The sequence below is a fragment of the Candidatus Magnetominusculus dajiuhuensis genome (assembly GCF_046044395.1).
Taxonomy (GTDB): domain Bacteria; phylum Nitrospirota; class Thermodesulfovibrionia; order Thermodesulfovibrionales; family Magnetobacteriaceae; genus Magnetominusculus; species Magnetominusculus dajiuhuensis.
On record NZ_JBJUSG010000009.1, the window covers coordinates 1 to 17075 of the forward strand.

The window sequence follows — 17075 nt, forward strand, 5'->3', positions numbered from 1 at the left end:
CTTTAGGACATTTCTACTTTGGTAGAATAGGACATTTCTATTTTGGTATTACAGTTTTCATAAATCACTACTCGGAACAGGGTAAGAGATATTACCAGATATTATAAAAACCGCCGTACACGGCACTGCGCCGCATACGGCAGTCTTCTTTCTTCCCCCCCCCACTAAATCAGTGGCCGCCCGGAAAGAACGTTATGCTCAACAAATAGAAAAACCCCAGAGCCGCTACTCCAATCCCAAGACTCCACGCTATGAGCCTCTTCTCCACCTGAGAAATCGGCTCATATTCCATCTTCTTTATTTCCTCGGAAAATTTCGGTTCATCCGCCATCGTATAAAGTCCTCCTTATTTAACCTGTAACTATCGGTGGTTTTACCCCATGGAAAAATAACCATGAAATGAACAGCCCTACCCATATGATAAACCCAAACAGACATATGACATACACAACCGCGAGCTTGCCAATACCCTCTTCCCACAGTTTTTTGAAGTTGGAGACGAGGCCGATACTAAAAAACGTAAGGACAAAGAACATCACCCTAAAGGTGTTACTCTCGTCGGTGGCCAGTTTGGCCTTTGCAAGCATATCTCTATGGTTTTTAACACTACCGTTGAGGCTTTTTATCTTGTCCTTAGACTCATCTATTCTGGCCTTAATTGACGCTTCCTCTATGGGGAGTACAGGAGAGGCCAGCTTCTTTTGTAGTGAGGCGATTTCAGTTGTCAGCGTCTTCACCTGATTGTCCACCGGGGCTATTGCCTTTGTGGATGGGAAACATATGAAGAGAAGCAGCAGGAAGGTTACCACATAGCCGATGACAAATTTAGGGAATCTCTGCCAAATCTCTACGGCCTTAACCTTTTCACCTGGCTTGCATTCCATCTTCGTACACCATACAATTGCCAAAACGAATGCCCATACACCGATAAATATGTCTATAAACATTTTTACCGTCGTGCTGGCCATAGTAATCCAGCCAGCCTCGTAATTTATACCCGACATATCCATGGCCTTTGCGCGTATCAGGGCGTCGGTTATAGCCCCGCTTGCCACAGCGCCTCCATCTGTCTTGACTGCAAGCCCCATCCATGCACCGGCGACCAGTGGTTCGCTCCATAGAAATATCTGCGCCGCAAACGGCAGGATTAACATCTCCACAACGGCAAATATAACGACAAGTGAAGAGACCATTATAGGCACTATCGGACGCGCCCTTATTGCACCGCCCACTGCTATGGCCGCCGACACGCCGCAGATAGATATGCCTGCCGCCAACGGGGCTGCCCATTCGCTGCTGAACTTGAAGTACTTTCTTGCCACGTAATACACCACCGCCCAGTAGATGAGATATGCCTCTACAATAGCGCAAAGCCCTCTGAACAACACCGCCGAGGCCAGCGTAAAAGACTCCGCCGCCTTGAGGCCGAGCATAGCGCCCATGATTACTATGGCGGTCTTTATATAAAGCTCCGGCCTTGCCGCCTCTTTCAGTGTCCCGGACAATTTCGGGAAGAAATTCCCCACAATAAGACCCGCAATTAACGCCACTATAAAACCGGCTTCCGGGGTCAGGCTCAAGGCCCAGTTGATTTTAAAACCCGCCAGTTGGTTTTTCGTAGCCGCTATATGGGCGTAGTGTCCCGTAAACCAGCAGAGGTAACTAAGCCAAAACAGGACAGTGAATCCAACTGCGAATTTACCCACATTAATGCCCATCAACCTTGCCCCGACAAGCATAACTATGAGCATGGCCGCATATGTGAGAAACAGGGCGGTGACGCCGGTTATACCCTTTTTCTCATAAACATCGCCAACTTTAAGGGCGGAGACATCACCCTCGGCGGTAACGCTGTCCTCTTTGCCATCGGCAAGTTTAAGGGTAAGTTTGGCACCGTCAATCTTCGTGAGTTCTCCTTTTACCGGCTTATACTTCTTTGATATAGCGGACATTGCCTTAGTCGGGTCAGTCCAGATTGAGGTGCTGATTCCCCAGCCCATAAGGTCATGCCCCATGAACAGCCCCAGAGATACCATGAAAATAAAAACACCAAGAAACAACGACAACCAGTCTTCGCTTATTCCAGCAGTTTTTTCCTCCATAACTACCGCGCCTCCTTACTAGCTTAGTGTATATATCAAAACTTCATAAAATGAAGCCTTCAATGGCAAGGGTTTAGCGTGATAAAAGCCGATGGTGTTACCGATGCGTGACGTTTCCATTACCCGCAATCCCATATAGCTAACCTCATAGAGCCGACCTCAAAGAGTTAACCGTACCTTTTACCGGCAAATCCGGCAAACCAGCGCGTTGCCGCCAACTACGCCAACTACACACCCACGCCGAAGCTATTCTGTCATATAAAAAATAAAAATGTCAAGCTGAGTAACCATTGTGTGAAATAAACATCGTGGCAAGCCAATGCGTGGCGTGTCAGCGGCGGGACGCCCTGATTGCGGTTGCCATGAATATTTATATGTCAAGATTTAGTACTGGTAAATTCGCGTAAAATCGTGTACAATAACGAACCGGAGAGGTGTCCGAGCGGCTGAAGGAGCACGACTGGAAATCGTGTGCGGGGTCTAAAAGCTTCGCCGAGGGTTCAAATCCCTCCCTCTCCGCCAGTACTTTCTTTTATGCAGTTGGGTAATGGCCCTGCGCAACGGGCAGGTGTGAACCCCGTCAGGTCCGGAAGGAAGCAGCGGTAAGCATTATGTCTGTGTGCCGTGGTAAGTCTTTACCCGGCTGCATAAAGGAAAGTAATCCGGCACAAGAGGAGCAATAGCGTTGCCATATTTAGTTCTGGCCAGGAAATGGAGGCCGCGGGGCTTTGAAGACCTCGCAGGGCAGGATACGGCTGTGAAAATCCTGAAAAATGCCATTTCTCAGCAAAGAATTGCCCATGCGTATATCTTTTCAGGCCCGCGCGGCGTTGGAAAGACATCCGCCGCAAGGATTTTCGCCAGGGCGCTCAACTGCCTTGACGGCCCTACGACATCCCCCTGCGGCACATGCCCTAATTGCGTATCCATCAGAAATGGCTCGTTTCTTGACGTTATCGAAATTGACGGCGCCTCAAACAACAAGGTTGAAGAGGTCAGAGAACTTATAGAAAAAGTAAAATACGCCCCATCAGGAGCAAAATATAAAATCTACATCATAGACGAGGCGCACATGCTCTCAAACGCCGCGTTTAACGCCCTGTTAAAGACCCTTGAAGAGCCTCCCGCCCATGTTGTATTTATCCTGGCCACTACCGCCCCAAAGAAGATTATCACCACCGTGCTCTCAAGATGCCAGCACCTGCCTTTTAAGAGAATTGCCCTTGATAAAATCAGAGAACAACTCAGCGTCATCTCTAAGGCCGAGGGGTTCGATATTACCGATGAGGCCCTTTCCGCCCTTGCAAAGGCCGCCGACGGCAGTATGCGAGATTCGCTCACGCTGCTTGACCAGATCGCCTCGTTCTCTTCCAGCATTACCGAGGACGATGTCTCAGCCCTGATTGGCACTTCAAATACGTCCGCTATTGCCGCAACCGCCGCCGCCATCTCATCCGGCAACAGAAAGAAAATCCTTGAAATCATCGCAGACCTCTACGAAGGCGGCATTGATCTGTTGTCATTTCACCGTGATCTGATAGAATACTTTAGGGACGCCCTCGTAGCGTCGTGTAAGGGTGGCAATGTTGCCGCGGGTACCTCAGAGGAGGAGCTTACCGTAGTCCTTAATGAATTGCTAAAGGCCGAAGGAATGATAAAAAACGCCGAATCCCCACGCGCGGTGCTTGAGATGTCTCTTATAAAAATAAGTTTCCTCAGCTCCTTCAAGACCATAAACGAGATAATCCGCGACCTTAAGGCTGGTACCCACTCCCCTGAACCCAAACCATTATCAGTTGAAAAGACGATTGAACAACGCGCTGGCGCGGCAGATGAACGAATCATCTCAACTGCCCCGCCTGAATCAATAGAATCGCCCGAATCTCCTGATATGCCGCAACCCGCTGAACCTACGGGTTCACAAGATAAATCATCCACCGCACCCCCTCCGGCGAGATTGTGGCTCATGGCCATAGACCGAATTTATGACACCTCCCCCCCCCTGTGGGGCATACTCAAAGACGCCGCGGCCACAATCGAAGACGCCTCGGTTAACATCGTCTTCAGCGGTGGAAACAGCATCCACGCGGACTCAGTTATGGAAAAAAAATCTATCATCGAAGGCATTCTCCATGAGCTGTCAGGCAATACATATAGCGTATCAGTAAAAACCGCCAAACCTGCAAAGGTACAGGAGAAGGACCTAAGAGCCGAGGCGCTGTTAAGTCCCGTGGTCAAAGACGCCCTTGATTTATTCGGCGGCGCGGTAGTTGAAGTAAAACCTGTTGTAAAAAAATAAACACTGAAAAAAGGAGGAACTGTATGTCGAAGAAAATGCTGGGAAACCTTATGAAAGAGGCGCAAAAGCTTCAGGAAAGAATGATGAAAATGCAGGAAGAGGCGGCTCAGAAAACCGCCGAGGCCAGCTCCGGCGGCGGCATGGTAACAGCAGTAGCAAACGGCTCAGGGCAGCTTATCTCAATCACCATAGACAAAGAAGTCGTAAACCCCGATGACCTTGAAATGCTCCAGGACCTCGTCGTTGCCGCCTGCAATGAGGCAATCAAAAGGGCACAGGATCAGGTGCACGAAGAGATGTCTAAAGTCACCGGAGGACTTCAAATCCCAGGAATGCCTGATATATCTAATCTCTTCGGCAAGTAAGGGCGATCATGGCCGAAGTTTACGGCATAATTGACACACTCATAAACGAACTCTGCCGTTTGCCCGGCATTGGCAGGAGGACAGCCCAAAAGCTGGCCTTTTTCATCCTGAATATGCCTAAGGACGACGCCCTGTCCATAGCAAATGCTATCGTCAGCGTAAAAGAACGGGCCGGCTTTTGTAACGCCTGTTTTAACGTCACAGAATCGGAACTCTGCCCTATTTGCAGCGACCCCACGAGGGACAATACAAAGATTTGCGTCGTAGAAGAGCCAGGCAATATAGTCGTCATCGAGAGGAGCCGCTCCTTCGGCGGCCTGTACCATGTGCTGCTCGGTGCATTGTCGCCCGTTGACGGAATAACCCCCGACAAGCTCAAAATAAATGAGCTGCTGCTGCGTATCAAAGACAACCCAATTGAGGAGGTAATTCTTGCCACAAATCCAAACACGAAAGGGGAAATGACGGCTCAATACATCGCCGGTCTCCTGCGTCCTCTAAACATAACCGTGTCAAGGATTGCCTACGGACTTCCCATGGGCGGGGAAATCGAGTTTGCCGACGAGGTCACCTTAGGGAAATCCATAGAAGGCAGAAGAAGGCTGTAAGACGCATAATTAGCCTATAATCCCGCCTCATAGCCATTCTTAGAAAATCCACGCAAAATATTAACTTCCTCCAAAGGCGAAAATATATTTTTTCATGGGCGTTTTTTGCTTGACTTTTTTCTTTAACACTAAGTACAATCATACTACAAGCAGAGAACTGACCAATGCTCGGGTTGTTTCTGTTGCCGCAGGTATCAATTTTAGAGGCCGATTTTAGAGGTCTGATGGTCTATGCAATAGCGACAGAACAGCGGAAGGTCAATGTTATGAATAAAGATAAAGATTACAAGTGGACTCCGTCCTATGTGTCTGAGTTACACAGGCTGTTGTAAAAATACAACAAAAACGTTGGACAGCCGCAGGGTGCAATAGGTATAAGTGCCTTTACTGGGCGGTTGCCGCTGGTTGGTATGTATCTTGCATACTATGTCGGGTAAGGACGAACCCCTGTTCTGTGGGAAGTTTGGGGTTGCGGTCAATATGTAAGCTTGTAAAGGGGGCTGTTATGAGTGGGTTGAGGTGGCAAAGGTGGCAAAGGTGGCAAATGAGTTGTCGCGGTGAGGTTTTTGCGGTGGCTTGTATAACGAGGAATAAAGATGGATAATATTGATGATAAAGATTATAGTGGCACACAGTGTAAAACAAGAAATAGGGAGGTGGTGTTCAAAACCGTGGTTGGATGAGGCGGCTGCATAGGGAATTGAATAATCAATATTAATTCTGCCATCGGCAGAGAGAAAATCTCGTTATAAGAGATGTTTATGGAGGGCTGAAAATTGAAGAAGCTCGCAGTGATAGTAATGGTGATGGTGTTCGCGCTCGGTTTCGCACTGGCCGCTTACGCCGCCGACGCACCGTCGGACACGGCCGTGGTGGCTCAGGGAGACACCAAGATAACAATCGGCGGAGAGATAAGGTTCAGGGGTGAGTACACGCACGACAGATATAACCAGTTAAGCGACGGCTCCCAGTATACGACCACCACGTACATAAACCCTTTCGGGGTAGTGGTCTATTCCAACAAAGGACCAATAACACAAAACAATGACCACCAGGCATACACTGATGGTAGGGTAAAGATTAACCTCGACGCGAAGGTGTCGGACACCGTGGAAGGCTACATCGAGCTGGAGTCCGGTAACGGAACCAACTCAGACACATGGAACTGGGGAAACACGGGTAACTCTACTTACGGCGGCATAGCAACAGGCAGCGGCGCAACGGGCACTTACGCCAGTGGCAACTCTCAGGTTGGCGGCATGTTCATCCGCCAGGCATGGATTAAGTACGAGCAGCCGATGTACGGCGTTAAAGTCGGACATCAGCTCCTGATTCTCGGCAACGGCCTGTTTTTTGACCACACAAGGTACGGCGACGACGCAATCGTAGTATTCGTAAATCCTGTAAAGAACTTCACCATTGCGGCGTTAACGGCCAAGTTTAGAAACGGCACGCCTGCAACCAGCGCTTTGGCTGCGCAGAACCCTGCCAGCGGCCCTAACGGTACCGGACAGGCCAACGATTCAGACGCATATGTTTTGTTAGCCTCGTACAAGGGCAGCAACTTCAACGTCAGCGGCGACATAACCGCTGTTAATGACCAGGCCATTTACCAAAATACCCCGATTGCCGGTGGACCTACATTTACTGACAGCGCACAGGTTTGGAACTTCGGCCTTCGTGGCGATGGTACCATTGGCCCGGTGGTCTTAAGAGGCGACTTAGAAGTGCAGGCCGGAAAGTACATCAGCAACCAGCCGTTCACCAACGACGGACGTTTCAGAGGCTGGGCAGGACTGGCAGGCTTAGATTACAATATCGGGCCGGCTAAGCTCACCTTAGAGACCGCATATGGAAGCGGTAAGGCCGGCAACGATACCAGCACCGACACTCCTACGTTTATCACCTCGTTAGGAAACGACCAGCACTACACATACGTTTATGAATACCGTGTAAAGTCGGCCTCTGGCTTAGTCAGCTCAGGTCTTGCCAACACCCTGTACATCAAGGGCGGTGGAAACGTAAATATTACAAAGCAGCTTAGCGCCGAGACTTACCTGTACTGGTTACAGGCGGCAAAGGCAGTTGCTTTAAATGATGCGGCCGGGTTTGTCAACGGCGTGCCTTACACCCCCAACTACTCAAAGAACCTGGGTTGGGAACTTGATGCGAAAGTCACCTATGCGTTGTCAAAGAACCTGAAGTACTGGGTAGAGGGCGGCTATTTCTGGACAGGCTCTGCGTATGACTACAAAACTGGCGTGGCTACCTACATAAACGCCACAACTCCTGCGTACACATACAACACGTACAGCTACGGGAGAGACAACGCATATGCCATCAGAAACGGCATTCAGTTGAACTTCTAGTTAATTGTCGCGTGGCGCACAATTGCCGCGCATTCAGGATTGAGGGGCTGACCGCAAAAGTCAGCCCCTCTTTTATTCTATGTTGCTGACAGATAAGTAATTTTAATATCTGTCATTCCTGCGAAAGCAGGAATCCAGTCTTGCGGGAAAACGGATGGATGCCGTCTCCCCAAAGGGGGTGCCCCCTGAAGACACACGGCACGGCAGTTTATAAGGGCTGTCATCATTTTGCTTCTTTGACTGACTTTTGATATAAGAAATGGCAACAGTAATGAAAATGGGACTTATTGAAAAAATGATTCGCAGTGCAACGATGTTTCTGGATTCCTGCTTTCGCAGGAATGACAGATTTTATAAGCGACTTACAAAACTGCATTTTGGCAGGAGGCTGTGGGATTTATGAATATCAAAGATTTATTGAATAACGGCAAGCTCCTGATAATCGCAGGGCCGTGCGTAATCGAGACAAGGGAAATCGTCATGGAGACTGCTGCAACCCTCAGTGAAATATGCGGCAGACTAAAGCTCCCATTTATATTTAAAAGTTCGTACGATAAGGCAAACAGGACGTCTCTGAAGGGCTATCGCGGTCTTGGCAGCCAGACAATCCGATGCAATGCCGACGGGACTGTTTGTGAAATCAATGAGTTTGACGCAAGAAGAGATTCAATGGCAAGGGGGCTTGAAATACTTGGTGAGGTAAAAAAAACATTGGGATTGTGTATTACCACCGATGTACATTCAAAAGAGGAGGCTAAAGCGGCCGCAGAGGTCGTGGATTTACTTCAAATACCGGCCTTTTTGTGCAGACAGACAGACCTTCTTACCACAGCGGCCAGCACTGGTCGGGCAGTCAATGTGAAAAAAGGACAATTCCTTGCCCCGTGGGATGTGAAAAACATCCTCTCAAAGTTAAACTCGGCAGGCAGCGGCCCATTTCTCCTAACCGAGAGAGGCACGACCTTTGGCTATAACAACCTCGTCGTGGATTTCAGGTCTATACCCATTATGAGCGCATTCGGCTGCAACGTAGTATTTGACGCCACACACAGCGTCCAACTGCCGGGCGGCAGTGGTGACCGTTCAAGCGGCCAGAGGGAATTTGTCCCAACGCTTGCCCTTGCCGCCGCCGCGGCGGGTGCCTCAGGATTGTTTCTTGAGGTGCATCCAGACCCCGACAACGCCCTCTGTGACGGCCCTAATATGCTTGAATTAAAGAATGTCGAGGCCTTGCTGTCCGTCTGCGGCGATATTTATAAAACTGTCAGCGGTTATAAAAATTCTCTGTTTAAACATAGTTTTGTATAATATCTTGACAAATAACTTTAAAATATTTATTATACCGGCAGGTAGGCTATATGAATGAATTAGAGTTATATGACGCGTGCAGGGTGCTGTTTGGCAAGGAAGTAAGGATAGACAGGCAGTTTCTTGAGTATATCCAGCCTTCCGGCGTCAAGAGCGCCTATCGCAAGATGGCCCTTGCCACACATCCCGACAGGACTGCCGTCCTGGGGGTTGACCTTCAGACCGGGCAGTGCGGCGATTTCAGGGTAGTTGCCGCCGCCTATGAAAAATTAACGAAATATCTGAAACTCAGAGAAAGCGGTTATAGATTTAAAACTAATTACAGCACATACAGCGAAGGCACGCAAAGAAAAGACTACTCCGCAAAGACATGGCAGCACCAGGCACAAAACACCGCCCAAAACACAACAACCAGTTCCTCAGACAAGACCTGGAAGGCCAATAGTTATTACAGTGGCTCCACGTGGCAAAACACACAACAAAAGGCCGCCGCCGCTACCAATTTCTCAGGCAACAGTGGATTTACGCAGAAGAGCGCCTTTGCTTCCATTGATTCTCAAAAGACATCGTCATATTCGTATCAGCAAAAGAGTGTGCCTAAACGCAAACTTCGCATCGGTGAGTATTTATACTACTCCGGTGTTGTGGCCTGGAAGGACCTTATTGCCTCAATCGTATGGCAGACAAAGCAGAGACAGCGCCTCGGGGAAATTGCCGCAAGATGGGGATGGTTGACCGAAGGGAAGATACTTGAGATTATGAAGAGCCGCAATCGTGGCGAGCGCTTGGGTGACGCCCTTGTGCGCTTAAAGATCATTACCCCGTTTCAGTGTAATATGCTTGTCTGGCAGCAGCAAAAAAGCCAGAATCCCCTCGGCAAATATTTTACTGCCGAGCGTCTTGTCTCTGAAAACGACCTGACACGCCATTTGACGAATCTAAAATCTCACAATCAAAACATTGACAAGCCCACAAGCTCAGGATGACCTCATAACTTGAAGCTCCTTAGGTTGTCTTTTTTAAATCCTTTTATGATTCTATAAGCGAGGAAATAAAACCACTGCGAAAATTGGTATTTCCTGAGATTCCCTGTTTGATCCAGGAGGACATGAAGGACTGCCCCATACAATATACCCGTGACCGTTTCAGACCCGCTGTAATATGCTATAAATCCCAACACAATAAATAATTCGTATGAGTGAAATATGAGTGTTATCCGGTTCCACTTCATCTCACCGCACCATGAGGTGAAATTACGCATAGTAAGCCTCTCTCCAGAAAAAATGAGAAAATCAAATATGTGGTCTATATCAATGAACACACCCGTTATCAGGGCAGCAGCCGCCTCTTGCCACGAGTTGGTAATCGCGTAAATAACGCCGCCAAGGGCCGCGGATGTGCAGGCGTGAACACGAGTTGTCAAATTACCACCTCCGGTTTATAAAAACATCGAAACAACGAACATCAAAGTCAGGGCGCACATTATTATGGTCGCAGCCCATGCAATCGTATTAAATGTCCCCTTGTTTATATAGTCCCCCATTAACTCTTTTTTGTTAATAAGCATGAGCATGAAAAACAATACAAAGGGCAGCATAACGCCGTTGACTACCTGCGAAATCCACATCACCGCTATCAGCGGCATACCGGGAAATAAGACAATCAACGCCCCAATGACGATAAATATGGTATATAGGCTCATAAAAATAGGCGCCTCTCTAAAGGTCTTGTTGATGCCGGCCTCAAAGCCCATCCCCTCGCAAATGTAGTACGCTGTGGCAAGCGGCAAAATCGAGGCGGAAAACAAGGACGCGTTGGCAAGGCCGACCGCGAAGAGCACTGAGGCATACTTGCCCGCTATCGGCTTTAGCGATACGGCCGCGTCACTGGCGCTCTCTATGTGTATGCCGGCCTTGTACAGCGTTGCCCCGCACGCTACTATGATAAACAGGGCTATGATGTCCGTCATAAAACAGCCAAATATGACGTCTATGCGTGACGCCCAGTAGTTTTCTTTTTTTACGCCCTTTTCCACTATTGAGGACTGAATGTAAAATTGCATCCATGGCGCGATTGTAGTGCCGACTACGCCGATGAGCGTGACGATATATCCGGTGTCGAATCTGAAAGAAGGCCTGATTGTCTCCTTCGCCACCTGTGACCAGTCCGGCCTGGCAAGGAAGGCCGCGGGTATATAGACGAGATAAACTACGCAAAAGACTAGAAATGTTATCTCAACGACACGATAGGAGCCTTTTAGTATGAACAGCCATACGATTAATGCCCCTAATGGGACCGATATGTACTTGTTTACGCCGAATATCTCATTACTTGCCGCCCATCCGGCAAACTCTGCCGCGGTATTTCCTATGTCTGTTATGGACAGGAACAACATTAGCCAGAAGGTTACCTTCACGCCATAATTTTCGCGGATTAACTCGGCAAGCCCTTTGCCCGTTACCGCGCCCATTCTGGCCGACATCTCCTGCACAACGATGAGCGCCACGGTTATTGGTATAAGCGACCATAGGAGCGAATAGCCATAGTGCGCCCCGGCAATTGAGTATGTTGTTATGCCGCCCGCGTCGTTGTCAACGTTCGCGGTTATGATGCCAGGCCCAATGATTGACATAAGTATTGCCAGATTCCTTAGTCGTTTCTTCAATTGAAGCCCCTTAATTTCCCGTTAACCCGATTTTCAAAATCCAGCGTATCTGAATCGAAATATATTAGTCCAGTAGTCTTCCCTGCTGACATATCCCCAGCCCTCCAGTACAGGTCTTATCTCAGAATCGTACATGGAAGATATTACAATAAACGGGCGGCTTGCCGCTTGGGTTTTTCCTTTAATTCTATGTTCAATTTCGGCGGGTTCTATGATGTCAAGGCCTTTGGTTTTCGTATGCCATTTCGCGGGATTGCCGTCTATAAACCCCGCCGCGGTGGTGTTCATTGCCCTCAGTATGCCGTATGTCTCATGTCCACCGACTCCTGCGCCCCATATATAGACAGGGATGTGCGGGTTTGAGGCCAGCTTGTCCCTGAGTCCCTCGCAGTATCTCCTTTGAAATTTGGCGACAATCCCTTCAAGTTCATGCGGAAGGGGCGCGGTCGCAGCGCTCTGCATCATAAGGCCGGTAAAGGCCGCTATGTGCAGGACTTTATAGCGCTCCGCTATCTTAAGCCATAGGCCGCGCTCACACCATTTTTCAATTCCATCGTCAATATATCCAAGCTGCTTGTGCACAGCCTTGCGCCACATGGGGTGCGGGCCAAGGTTGCAGTCAACGAGCAGACGTTCGTATGAACTGTCAGGGATTTGAAGGGCACCGCAGCAGTGGTGAAATTCGAAACTCGCGGTTGCCCCGTGTGCCAGGCCCATTGTCAGGTATGTATCGCCATAGACAAGGGCTGCCTCGGGGTGAGCCCTAAGGGCGGCAGCCATAGCCTTGAGGGCTTCACTGCCAAGCCGGCTCTTTTTTGGCAGATGCGTTATGAACTCTCCGCTTGACGCCATTAGTGCCATATTCCACATTGCCGCGGTGGAACTTCCCTCAGGTGCACATATAAAAACGGTATTTCTTATGATTTTTCGTACCTCTTTTATGAATGCGTCCTGATTATTGGCAGCCGGGTCTGTGTCAACTATAATAAGCTCTATTGAGCCGTCTATTGTCTGATTTGCCAAATCTGCGAGGGTCTCTCTGATGAACTCCGGGCAGTGGTTTGCTATGGCAACCACGGTAATCAAATTAATCTGGGGGGTGTCGTGTTTGAACGAATGAGCGGCAGCCTCAGTTGGTTCAGGCGTTTCTTGTATTTTTTTCCATAGCACGTTATATGACAGCCGATGTTTGCCGTTGCCACCGTCAAAGCATAATGCCCCCGGCTCAAGCCGCAGACTCGCGGTGTCTACGTATGGATGTGCCACATGGGGTTTGGAAAAGACATATGGCAAGACGCCAAACACACTCACGGTGTTGTCAGTTACCACAGCGTCAAAGAAAAATATCGCGAATGCCCCTGTTTTTAAGAACTGTTCTATCTCATTACACATCTGTTGGTCTGGTTCAACAGCAACCGCGAGGTCAAAGTAGTTAAGTGGCAACGCCGCAGGGGGGGACTGTTCAACATAGACAACGCCGTGTGAGACGTGAGTGTTGGGATTGTGTCCAAGCACCCAAACCTCATATCCGCTGGTTAGCTCCACGAGGGCACCAGGGCGGATACCCCCGCCTGCAAAGATGACCTTGCCACGCGGCGGTAAGTTGGACCCCGCAAAGGCAGCCGCCAGATTATACCGGTAGCCTTCGATTGAGGTGTCTGCCGTGTCAAGTTCAGCGTTGTTAAAATATGCCCGGTGGTATTGCCTTGAATATGTAAAACATGAGAAGTTCTCAGGTAGAATCGAATCACTCAGTCTTAGGGCGGCATCCCCCGGGCAGACGGGCCTGGGGGGTGGGTAGAGGGGCTGAGGTGATTTGTTGTAAAGTGCCGCCTCACGGGCGATAATAACCCCTGCCTCTGAGTTATAGTCCCCATAGTCGTAATAACCGCTGCCGTCTGAGGCGGGTTTGGCGGTCTTTTGCCGCGGATGATTCCTGATTCCGCCAATGAGTGAGTCCACGCTGTAAAGGGCCGCAATCCTGAAAAACCGCGCCCATAGCTCCATGTCCCCGGCATATCTTAGGGTTGTGTCAAGGTATCCACCTGCCTCCTGCCATAGCTGCCTCCGCCAGAATGTGGATTCCTGCTGTATGTGCGGCGGGCCTATGTGCCCTTCAAGGTACATTTTTCTTGACCATAGCGGGATTGGCTCAAGGACTGTTGTGAGCATCCCGCTTTCGTCCCAGACGGTTGGACGTCCCATAATCCACTGGACTTCGCTAAAGGCCCTAAACACCAGCGACACAATCCAAAGCGCACCCGCGTGTAGCTTGTCGTCGGAGTTTAACCAGCCCATAATCTCTCCGGTGGCGCGTCTGAGGCCCTCGTCTATGGCCGCGTACTGACCGGCGTCAGGGGCGCTTTTTGAGTATGTTATATGGCGTTGATATTTCTTAATTATCTCAACGGAGTTGTCTGAACTGCCGCCGTCCATTATTATATACTCAAGGTTCGGGTAGCCCTGCGTAATAACAGACAATATACACTGCTCAAGATATGCCCCCTGATTAAATGAAGGCGTTACGATGGTTATCTTTGGAAGCCGCTGCCGCCATATATCCAGCCTCAGGGTGTGGGCCGTTTGTGCCGCGTTCAGATCAAATGGAAGAATTTCGAGGTATGACTCATAAAGAGAAAGAGTCTCCTGCTGCGACGAGGCAGTCTTTAATCTCTCAACTATGGCGTTTACCGCCGTATTGCCCGGTACATCACCGCGTGCGGTGACAGGTGTGGATATTGTCCTGCCTGCCAGCTCAGGGATTTCGCCATATGTTTGTATATTGATAAGCGCAGTGTCAATGAACGTCCCGGCGTTGTGCCAGTGAGGTAGCTGCCCTGGCCAAAGAGCGCTGCCCTGTGCAACTATTTGAGGCTTATCCGGAGGCGTTTTAAGCGATGCGCTCATTGCCCTTGCAATCAGCGCCGGGTCAATGGCCGTTATGCAAAACTTCTCCTCAAACCGGCATCTCCAGCCACATCCATAGCACTCAAGCGGCAGGCACACCGCGGTCGTAAGGCGCGAGTATGGGAAAAACCGCCCGAAATGCCCTCCACCAAGGACTACCACGTTTTGTGTCCCCACGGCTGTGGCGATATGGGCGGCCGCCGAATCAGAGGACAGCAGGTGGCGGCTGCGGCGGATTATCGCCGCCGTCTGGCGAAGTGTAGCCTTGCCGGTCAGGTTGTGGCATGTGCCCTTAAAATTCCCGAATATTTGGGCTGAGACATCAACCGTGTCCATACCGCCAAGGAGTATCAATTTAAAATTTGTAAAGCCCTTTAATACCTCGCTGAATAATGGATATATCTTATAGTCGTTTTGAGAGCCAGGCGCAACGGCCAGGGTCTGAGCACTATGAAGGTCATGGCGCTCAAAAAACTCATCGGCAAACCTTTCGTCCTCCGTGGTTGTCCACACGGCGGGATGGAGCGGTTCTCCTGTCTCAATGCCGAAATACCTCAGGAAATCCGCATGTCTATATATTTCGGCTGTTTCAGGCCTGTACGCTGACGGCAAGAGCGCCGTATAATAGCAATTATTTGAGCTTCTGTGTGCCTCGCTGATATTGCACAGGTCTCCAAGGAACCCCACCCTGACCTTAGCGCCGCTTCTGGTTGTGAATATATCGCCGATAAGCTCTCTGGAGTAGACCGAGTTCATTGCGATATCCACGTCGAGGGCTTGTATGCGCCTTATGATGACCTCACGGTAATGGGCGTCCGTGTAGGCAAGTGTCTTGTTAAATGAGATTACGTTATCTACAAAGGGGCAGGGGGCATAGAGTTCAGCGATGTGGTCCTGACAGAGAACGGTAATTCTGGCCGTTTTAAATTTGTCGGCAACAGCACCCAACATAGAGGCTGCCAGGACGTTATCGCCAATGGAATCGGTGCGTATCCATAGTATGTGGCTCGGGTTGTCAGATTTGAGGGCAGTGTCTGGTTTCAAGCGGCACCGTTACGAGATAGTTTGGGCGGGCGATATATTGTCGTGTTCATTAACCGGGGCGGTGCCGTTGACTAAAAAGTGTTTTACTTCAAAGGGGAGCCTTGCGATGCCGTGAAACGGTATCTGGCTTGTCGGCTTGCTGTATGTGACGACAATAGGCCCGAGCATGTCAATTCTATCGTGGCTATTAATTGTCTCAGCACCCTTGTAGATTGCCCCTTTGGCGGCTAGTCCAAACAGAAACTCCTCTGGCTTGACGCTGAACGTTATGTCTATTTTCACAACGAGACGTTGTCCGGGGGACATATCAGCAATCACATGCCGCACTTCTTTGTTGCCGCCGCCGAAGACGAATGTCCCGATGCGGTCAAACAGGCTTACAATCACAATGGTGTCATATATAGGTTCGTTGGCCTGTATGAGCGCGTAAAACGAGAGTGTCTCCATCATTTCCGCGTGAAACGTATCGTAGCCGTCCTTGTTCAGCACCCTCACGCCGAGGATAGTCATTGCCCCTGTGCCGTAGCTTCTGGTGTTTTCATTGAGGATATTGTGAGCAAGGATGTCCTCAGGGGACATCAGGTCATTGCTGGCATCGTGTGCGTCTGATGAGCCGGGTAGTGTTAGCGGGGCGTGATAAACCGCCGGGGGTATGAAAACAGAGGCCTTTTTTACCGTGTGGGAATAAATATTAATTGCCTCAATTGGGGAGCCAATGTAGGTGATTTCCCCGTTTTCAAGCAGGATTGCCCTGTCGCAGAGGCTTCTTAATGCCTCCATGTCGTGTGAGACAAAGACGCAGGTTGTGCCGCTTTGAATGATTTCTCTTATCGTATTAAAACTCTTCTGCTGGAAAAATATATCTCCCACTGAGAGCGCCTCATCAATGATAAGTATCTCCGGCTTTACGTTAACGGCACAGGCAAATGCAAGCCTGACGTACATTCCAGTGGAATATATCTTCATCGGCTGGTCAATGAAGTCCCCTATGTCGGCGTACTCTATGATGGAGTGCATCTTGTCCTCCATCTCTTCCATCGTATAGCCCATGATGGCACCATTCATAAGGACATTTGCGCGTCCGGTGAAGTCGGGATTAAATCCGGCGCCAAGCTCAAGCAGGGCTGATATGCGCCCCCTTGTCTCAATTGTCCCTTCTGTCAAACGCAGGATTCCGCATATGAGCTGCAAGAGTGTACTTTTCCCTGAGCCGTTACGTCCCAAAAGCCCTATCGCCTCACCCATTGGAACGTCAAAGGTTATATTGCGAAGTGCCCAGAACTCGTGGTGGTACTTTTTACCCTTAGGATTTAACAGCTCTTTTAGTCTGTCTGTCGGGCGTGTGAATATCCTGTACTTCTTGCCCGCGCCTTTAAGCGAAATAGTTGTATCCATAATATATTACTCA

13 protein-coding genes, 1 tRNA gene and 1 other RNA gene are annotated in these 17075 nt (G+C 49.6%); 9 read left to right on the forward strand and 6 right to left on the reverse strand.

The window, feature by feature from the left end; all coding sequences use genetic code 11:
• Positions 1 to 169: 169 nt before the first annotated feature.
• Positions 170 to 331, reverse strand: coding sequence for a hypothetical protein (locus tag AB7D94_RS02460; RefSeq protein ID WP_420264123.1), 162 nt, complete (start codon positions 329 to 331; stop codon positions 170 to 172).
• 19 nt (positions 332 to 350) lie between these two features.
• The gene (locus tag AB7D94_RS02465) at positions 351 to 2102 is read right to left on the reverse strand and encodes a putative sulfate exporter family transporter (RefSeq protein WP_420264125.1); all 1752 of its coding nucleotides are present in this window, start codon (positions 2100 to 2102) and stop codon (positions 351 to 353) included.
• A 428-nt stretch (positions 2103 to 2530) separates the two neighbouring features.
• Between AB7D94_RS02465 and AB7D94_RS02470 the strand changes: the two genes are divergently transcribed.
• From AB7D94_RS02470 to AB7D94_RS02510, 9 genes are all read left to right on the forward strand, one after another.
• Positions 2531 to 2624: transfer RNA gene (locus AB7D94_RS02470), tRNA-Ser, on the forward strand.
• 22 nt (positions 2625 to 2646) lie between these two features.
• An RNA gene (gene ffs, locus AB7D94_RS02475) (signal recognition particle sRNA small type) lies at positions 2647 to 2744 on the forward strand.
• A 43-nt stretch (positions 2745 to 2787) separates the two neighbouring features.
• Positions 2788 to 4401, forward strand: coding sequence for a DNA polymerase III subunit gamma/tau (dnaX, locus tag AB7D94_RS02480; protein ID WP_420264127.1), 1614 nt, complete (start codon positions 2788 to 2790; stop codon positions 4399 to 4401).
• Between the two features lie 23 nt (positions 4402 to 4424).
• Positions 4425 to 4766 carry a YbaB/EbfC family nucleoid-associated protein gene (locus tag AB7D94_RS02485; protein ID WP_420264129.1) on the forward strand — a complete coding sequence of 114 codons (342 nt, stop codon included), beginning with the start codon at positions 4425 to 4427 and terminating at the stop codon, positions 4764 to 4766.
• Between the two features lie 8 nt (positions 4767 to 4774).
• Positions 4775 to 5374, forward strand: a complete 600-nt coding sequence (recR, locus tag AB7D94_RS02490; protein ID WP_420264131.1) for a recombination mediator RecR — start codon at positions 4775 to 4777, stop codon at positions 5372 to 5374.
• 164 nt (positions 5375 to 5538) lie between these two features.
• The gene (locus AB7D94_RS02495; protein WP_420264133.1) at positions 5539 to 5706 is read left to right on the forward strand and encodes a hypothetical protein; all 168 of its coding nucleotides are present in this window, start codon (positions 5539 to 5541) and stop codon (positions 5704 to 5706) included.
• Between the two features lie 444 nt (positions 5707 to 6150).
• Positions 6151 to 7743, forward strand: a complete 1593-nt coding sequence (locus tag AB7D94_RS02500; RefSeq protein ID WP_420264136.1) for an alginate export family protein — start codon at positions 6151 to 6153, stop codon at positions 7741 to 7743.
• 399 nt (positions 7744 to 8142) lie between these two features.
• The gene (gene kdsA / locus AB7D94_RS02505) at positions 8143 to 9051 is read left to right on the forward strand and encodes a 3-deoxy-8-phosphooctulonate synthase (RefSeq protein WP_420264138.1); all 909 of its coding nucleotides are present in this window, start codon (positions 8143 to 8145) and stop codon (positions 9049 to 9051) included.
• Between the two features lie 50 nt (positions 9052 to 9101).
• Positions 9102 to 10037, forward strand: coding sequence for a J domain-containing protein (locus AB7D94_RS02510; RefSeq protein WP_420264140.1), 936 nt, complete (start codon positions 9102 to 9104; stop codon positions 10035 to 10037).
• Positions 10038 to 10039: 2 nt separating this feature from the next.
• Here AB7D94_RS02510 and AB7D94_RS02515 read toward each other — a convergent pair whose 3' ends face one another.
• The 4 genes from AB7D94_RS02515 to AB7D94_RS02530 all read right to left on the reverse strand — a co-directional run bounded on the left by AB7D94_RS02515 (position 10040) and on the right by AB7D94_RS02530 (position 17062).
• Positions 10040 to 10474: a hypothetical protein gene (locus AB7D94_RS02515; protein WP_420264142.1), complete on the reverse strand. Its 435-nt coding sequence runs from the start codon at positions 10472 to 10474 to the stop codon at positions 10040 to 10042.
• Between the two features lie 15 nt (positions 10475 to 10489).
• A complete protein-coding gene (locus AB7D94_RS02520; protein ID WP_420264177.1) occupies positions 10490 to 11683 on the reverse strand; it encodes an Nramp family divalent metal transporter in 1194 nt (397 codons plus the stop codon).
• Between the two features lie 66 nt (positions 11684 to 11749).
• A complete protein-coding gene (locus AB7D94_RS02525) occupies positions 11750 to 15667 on the reverse strand; it encodes a glycosyltransferase (RefSeq protein WP_420264144.1) in 3918 nt (1305 codons plus the stop codon).
• Between the two features lie 9 nt (positions 15668 to 15676).
• A complete protein-coding gene (locus AB7D94_RS02530; protein ID WP_420264145.1) occupies positions 15677 to 17062 on the reverse strand; it encodes an ABC transporter ATP-binding protein in 1386 nt (461 codons plus the stop codon).
• Between the last annotated feature and the right edge of the window lie 13 nt (positions 17063 to 17075).

What these genes read in the sequence shown, in the direction of transcription:
- AB7D94_RS02510 (WP_420264140.1), top strand. Translation starts at nt 9,102, where the DNA reads ATGAATGAATTAGAGTTATATGACGCGTGCAGGGTGCTGTTTGGCAAG.
- kdsA (WP_420264138.1), top strand. Translation starts at nt 8,143, where the DNA reads ATGAATATCAAAGATTTATTGAATAACGGCAAGCTCCTGATAATCGCA.
- AB7D94_RS02495 (WP_420264133.1), top strand. Translation starts at nt 5,539, where the DNA reads ATGCTCGGGTTGTTTCTGTTGCCGCAGGTATCAATTTTAGAGGCCGAT.
- AB7D94_RS02460 (WP_420264123.1), bottom strand. Translation starts at nt 331, where the DNA reads ATGGCGGATGAACCGAAATTTTCCGAGGAAATAAAGAAGATGGAATAT.
- AB7D94_RS02530 (WP_420264145.1), bottom strand. Translation starts at nt 17,062, where the DNA reads ATGGATACAACTATTTCGCTTAAAGGCGCGGGCAAGAAGTACAGGATA.
- AB7D94_RS02520 (WP_420264177.1), bottom strand. Translation starts at nt 11,683, where the DNA reads ATGTCAATCATTGGGCCTGGCATCATAACCGCGAACGTTGACAACGAC.
- AB7D94_RS02465 (WP_420264125.1), bottom strand. Translation starts at nt 2,102, where the DNA reads ATGGAGGAAAAAACTGCTGGAATAAGCGAAGACTGGTTGTCGTTGTTT.
- AB7D94_RS02485 (WP_420264129.1), top strand. Translation starts at nt 4,425, where the DNA reads ATGTCGAAGAAAATGCTGGGAAACCTTATGAAAGAGGCGCAAAAGCTT.
- recR (WP_420264131.1), top strand. Translation starts at nt 4,775, where the DNA reads ATGGCCGAAGTTTACGGCATAATTGACACACTCATAAACGAACTCTGC.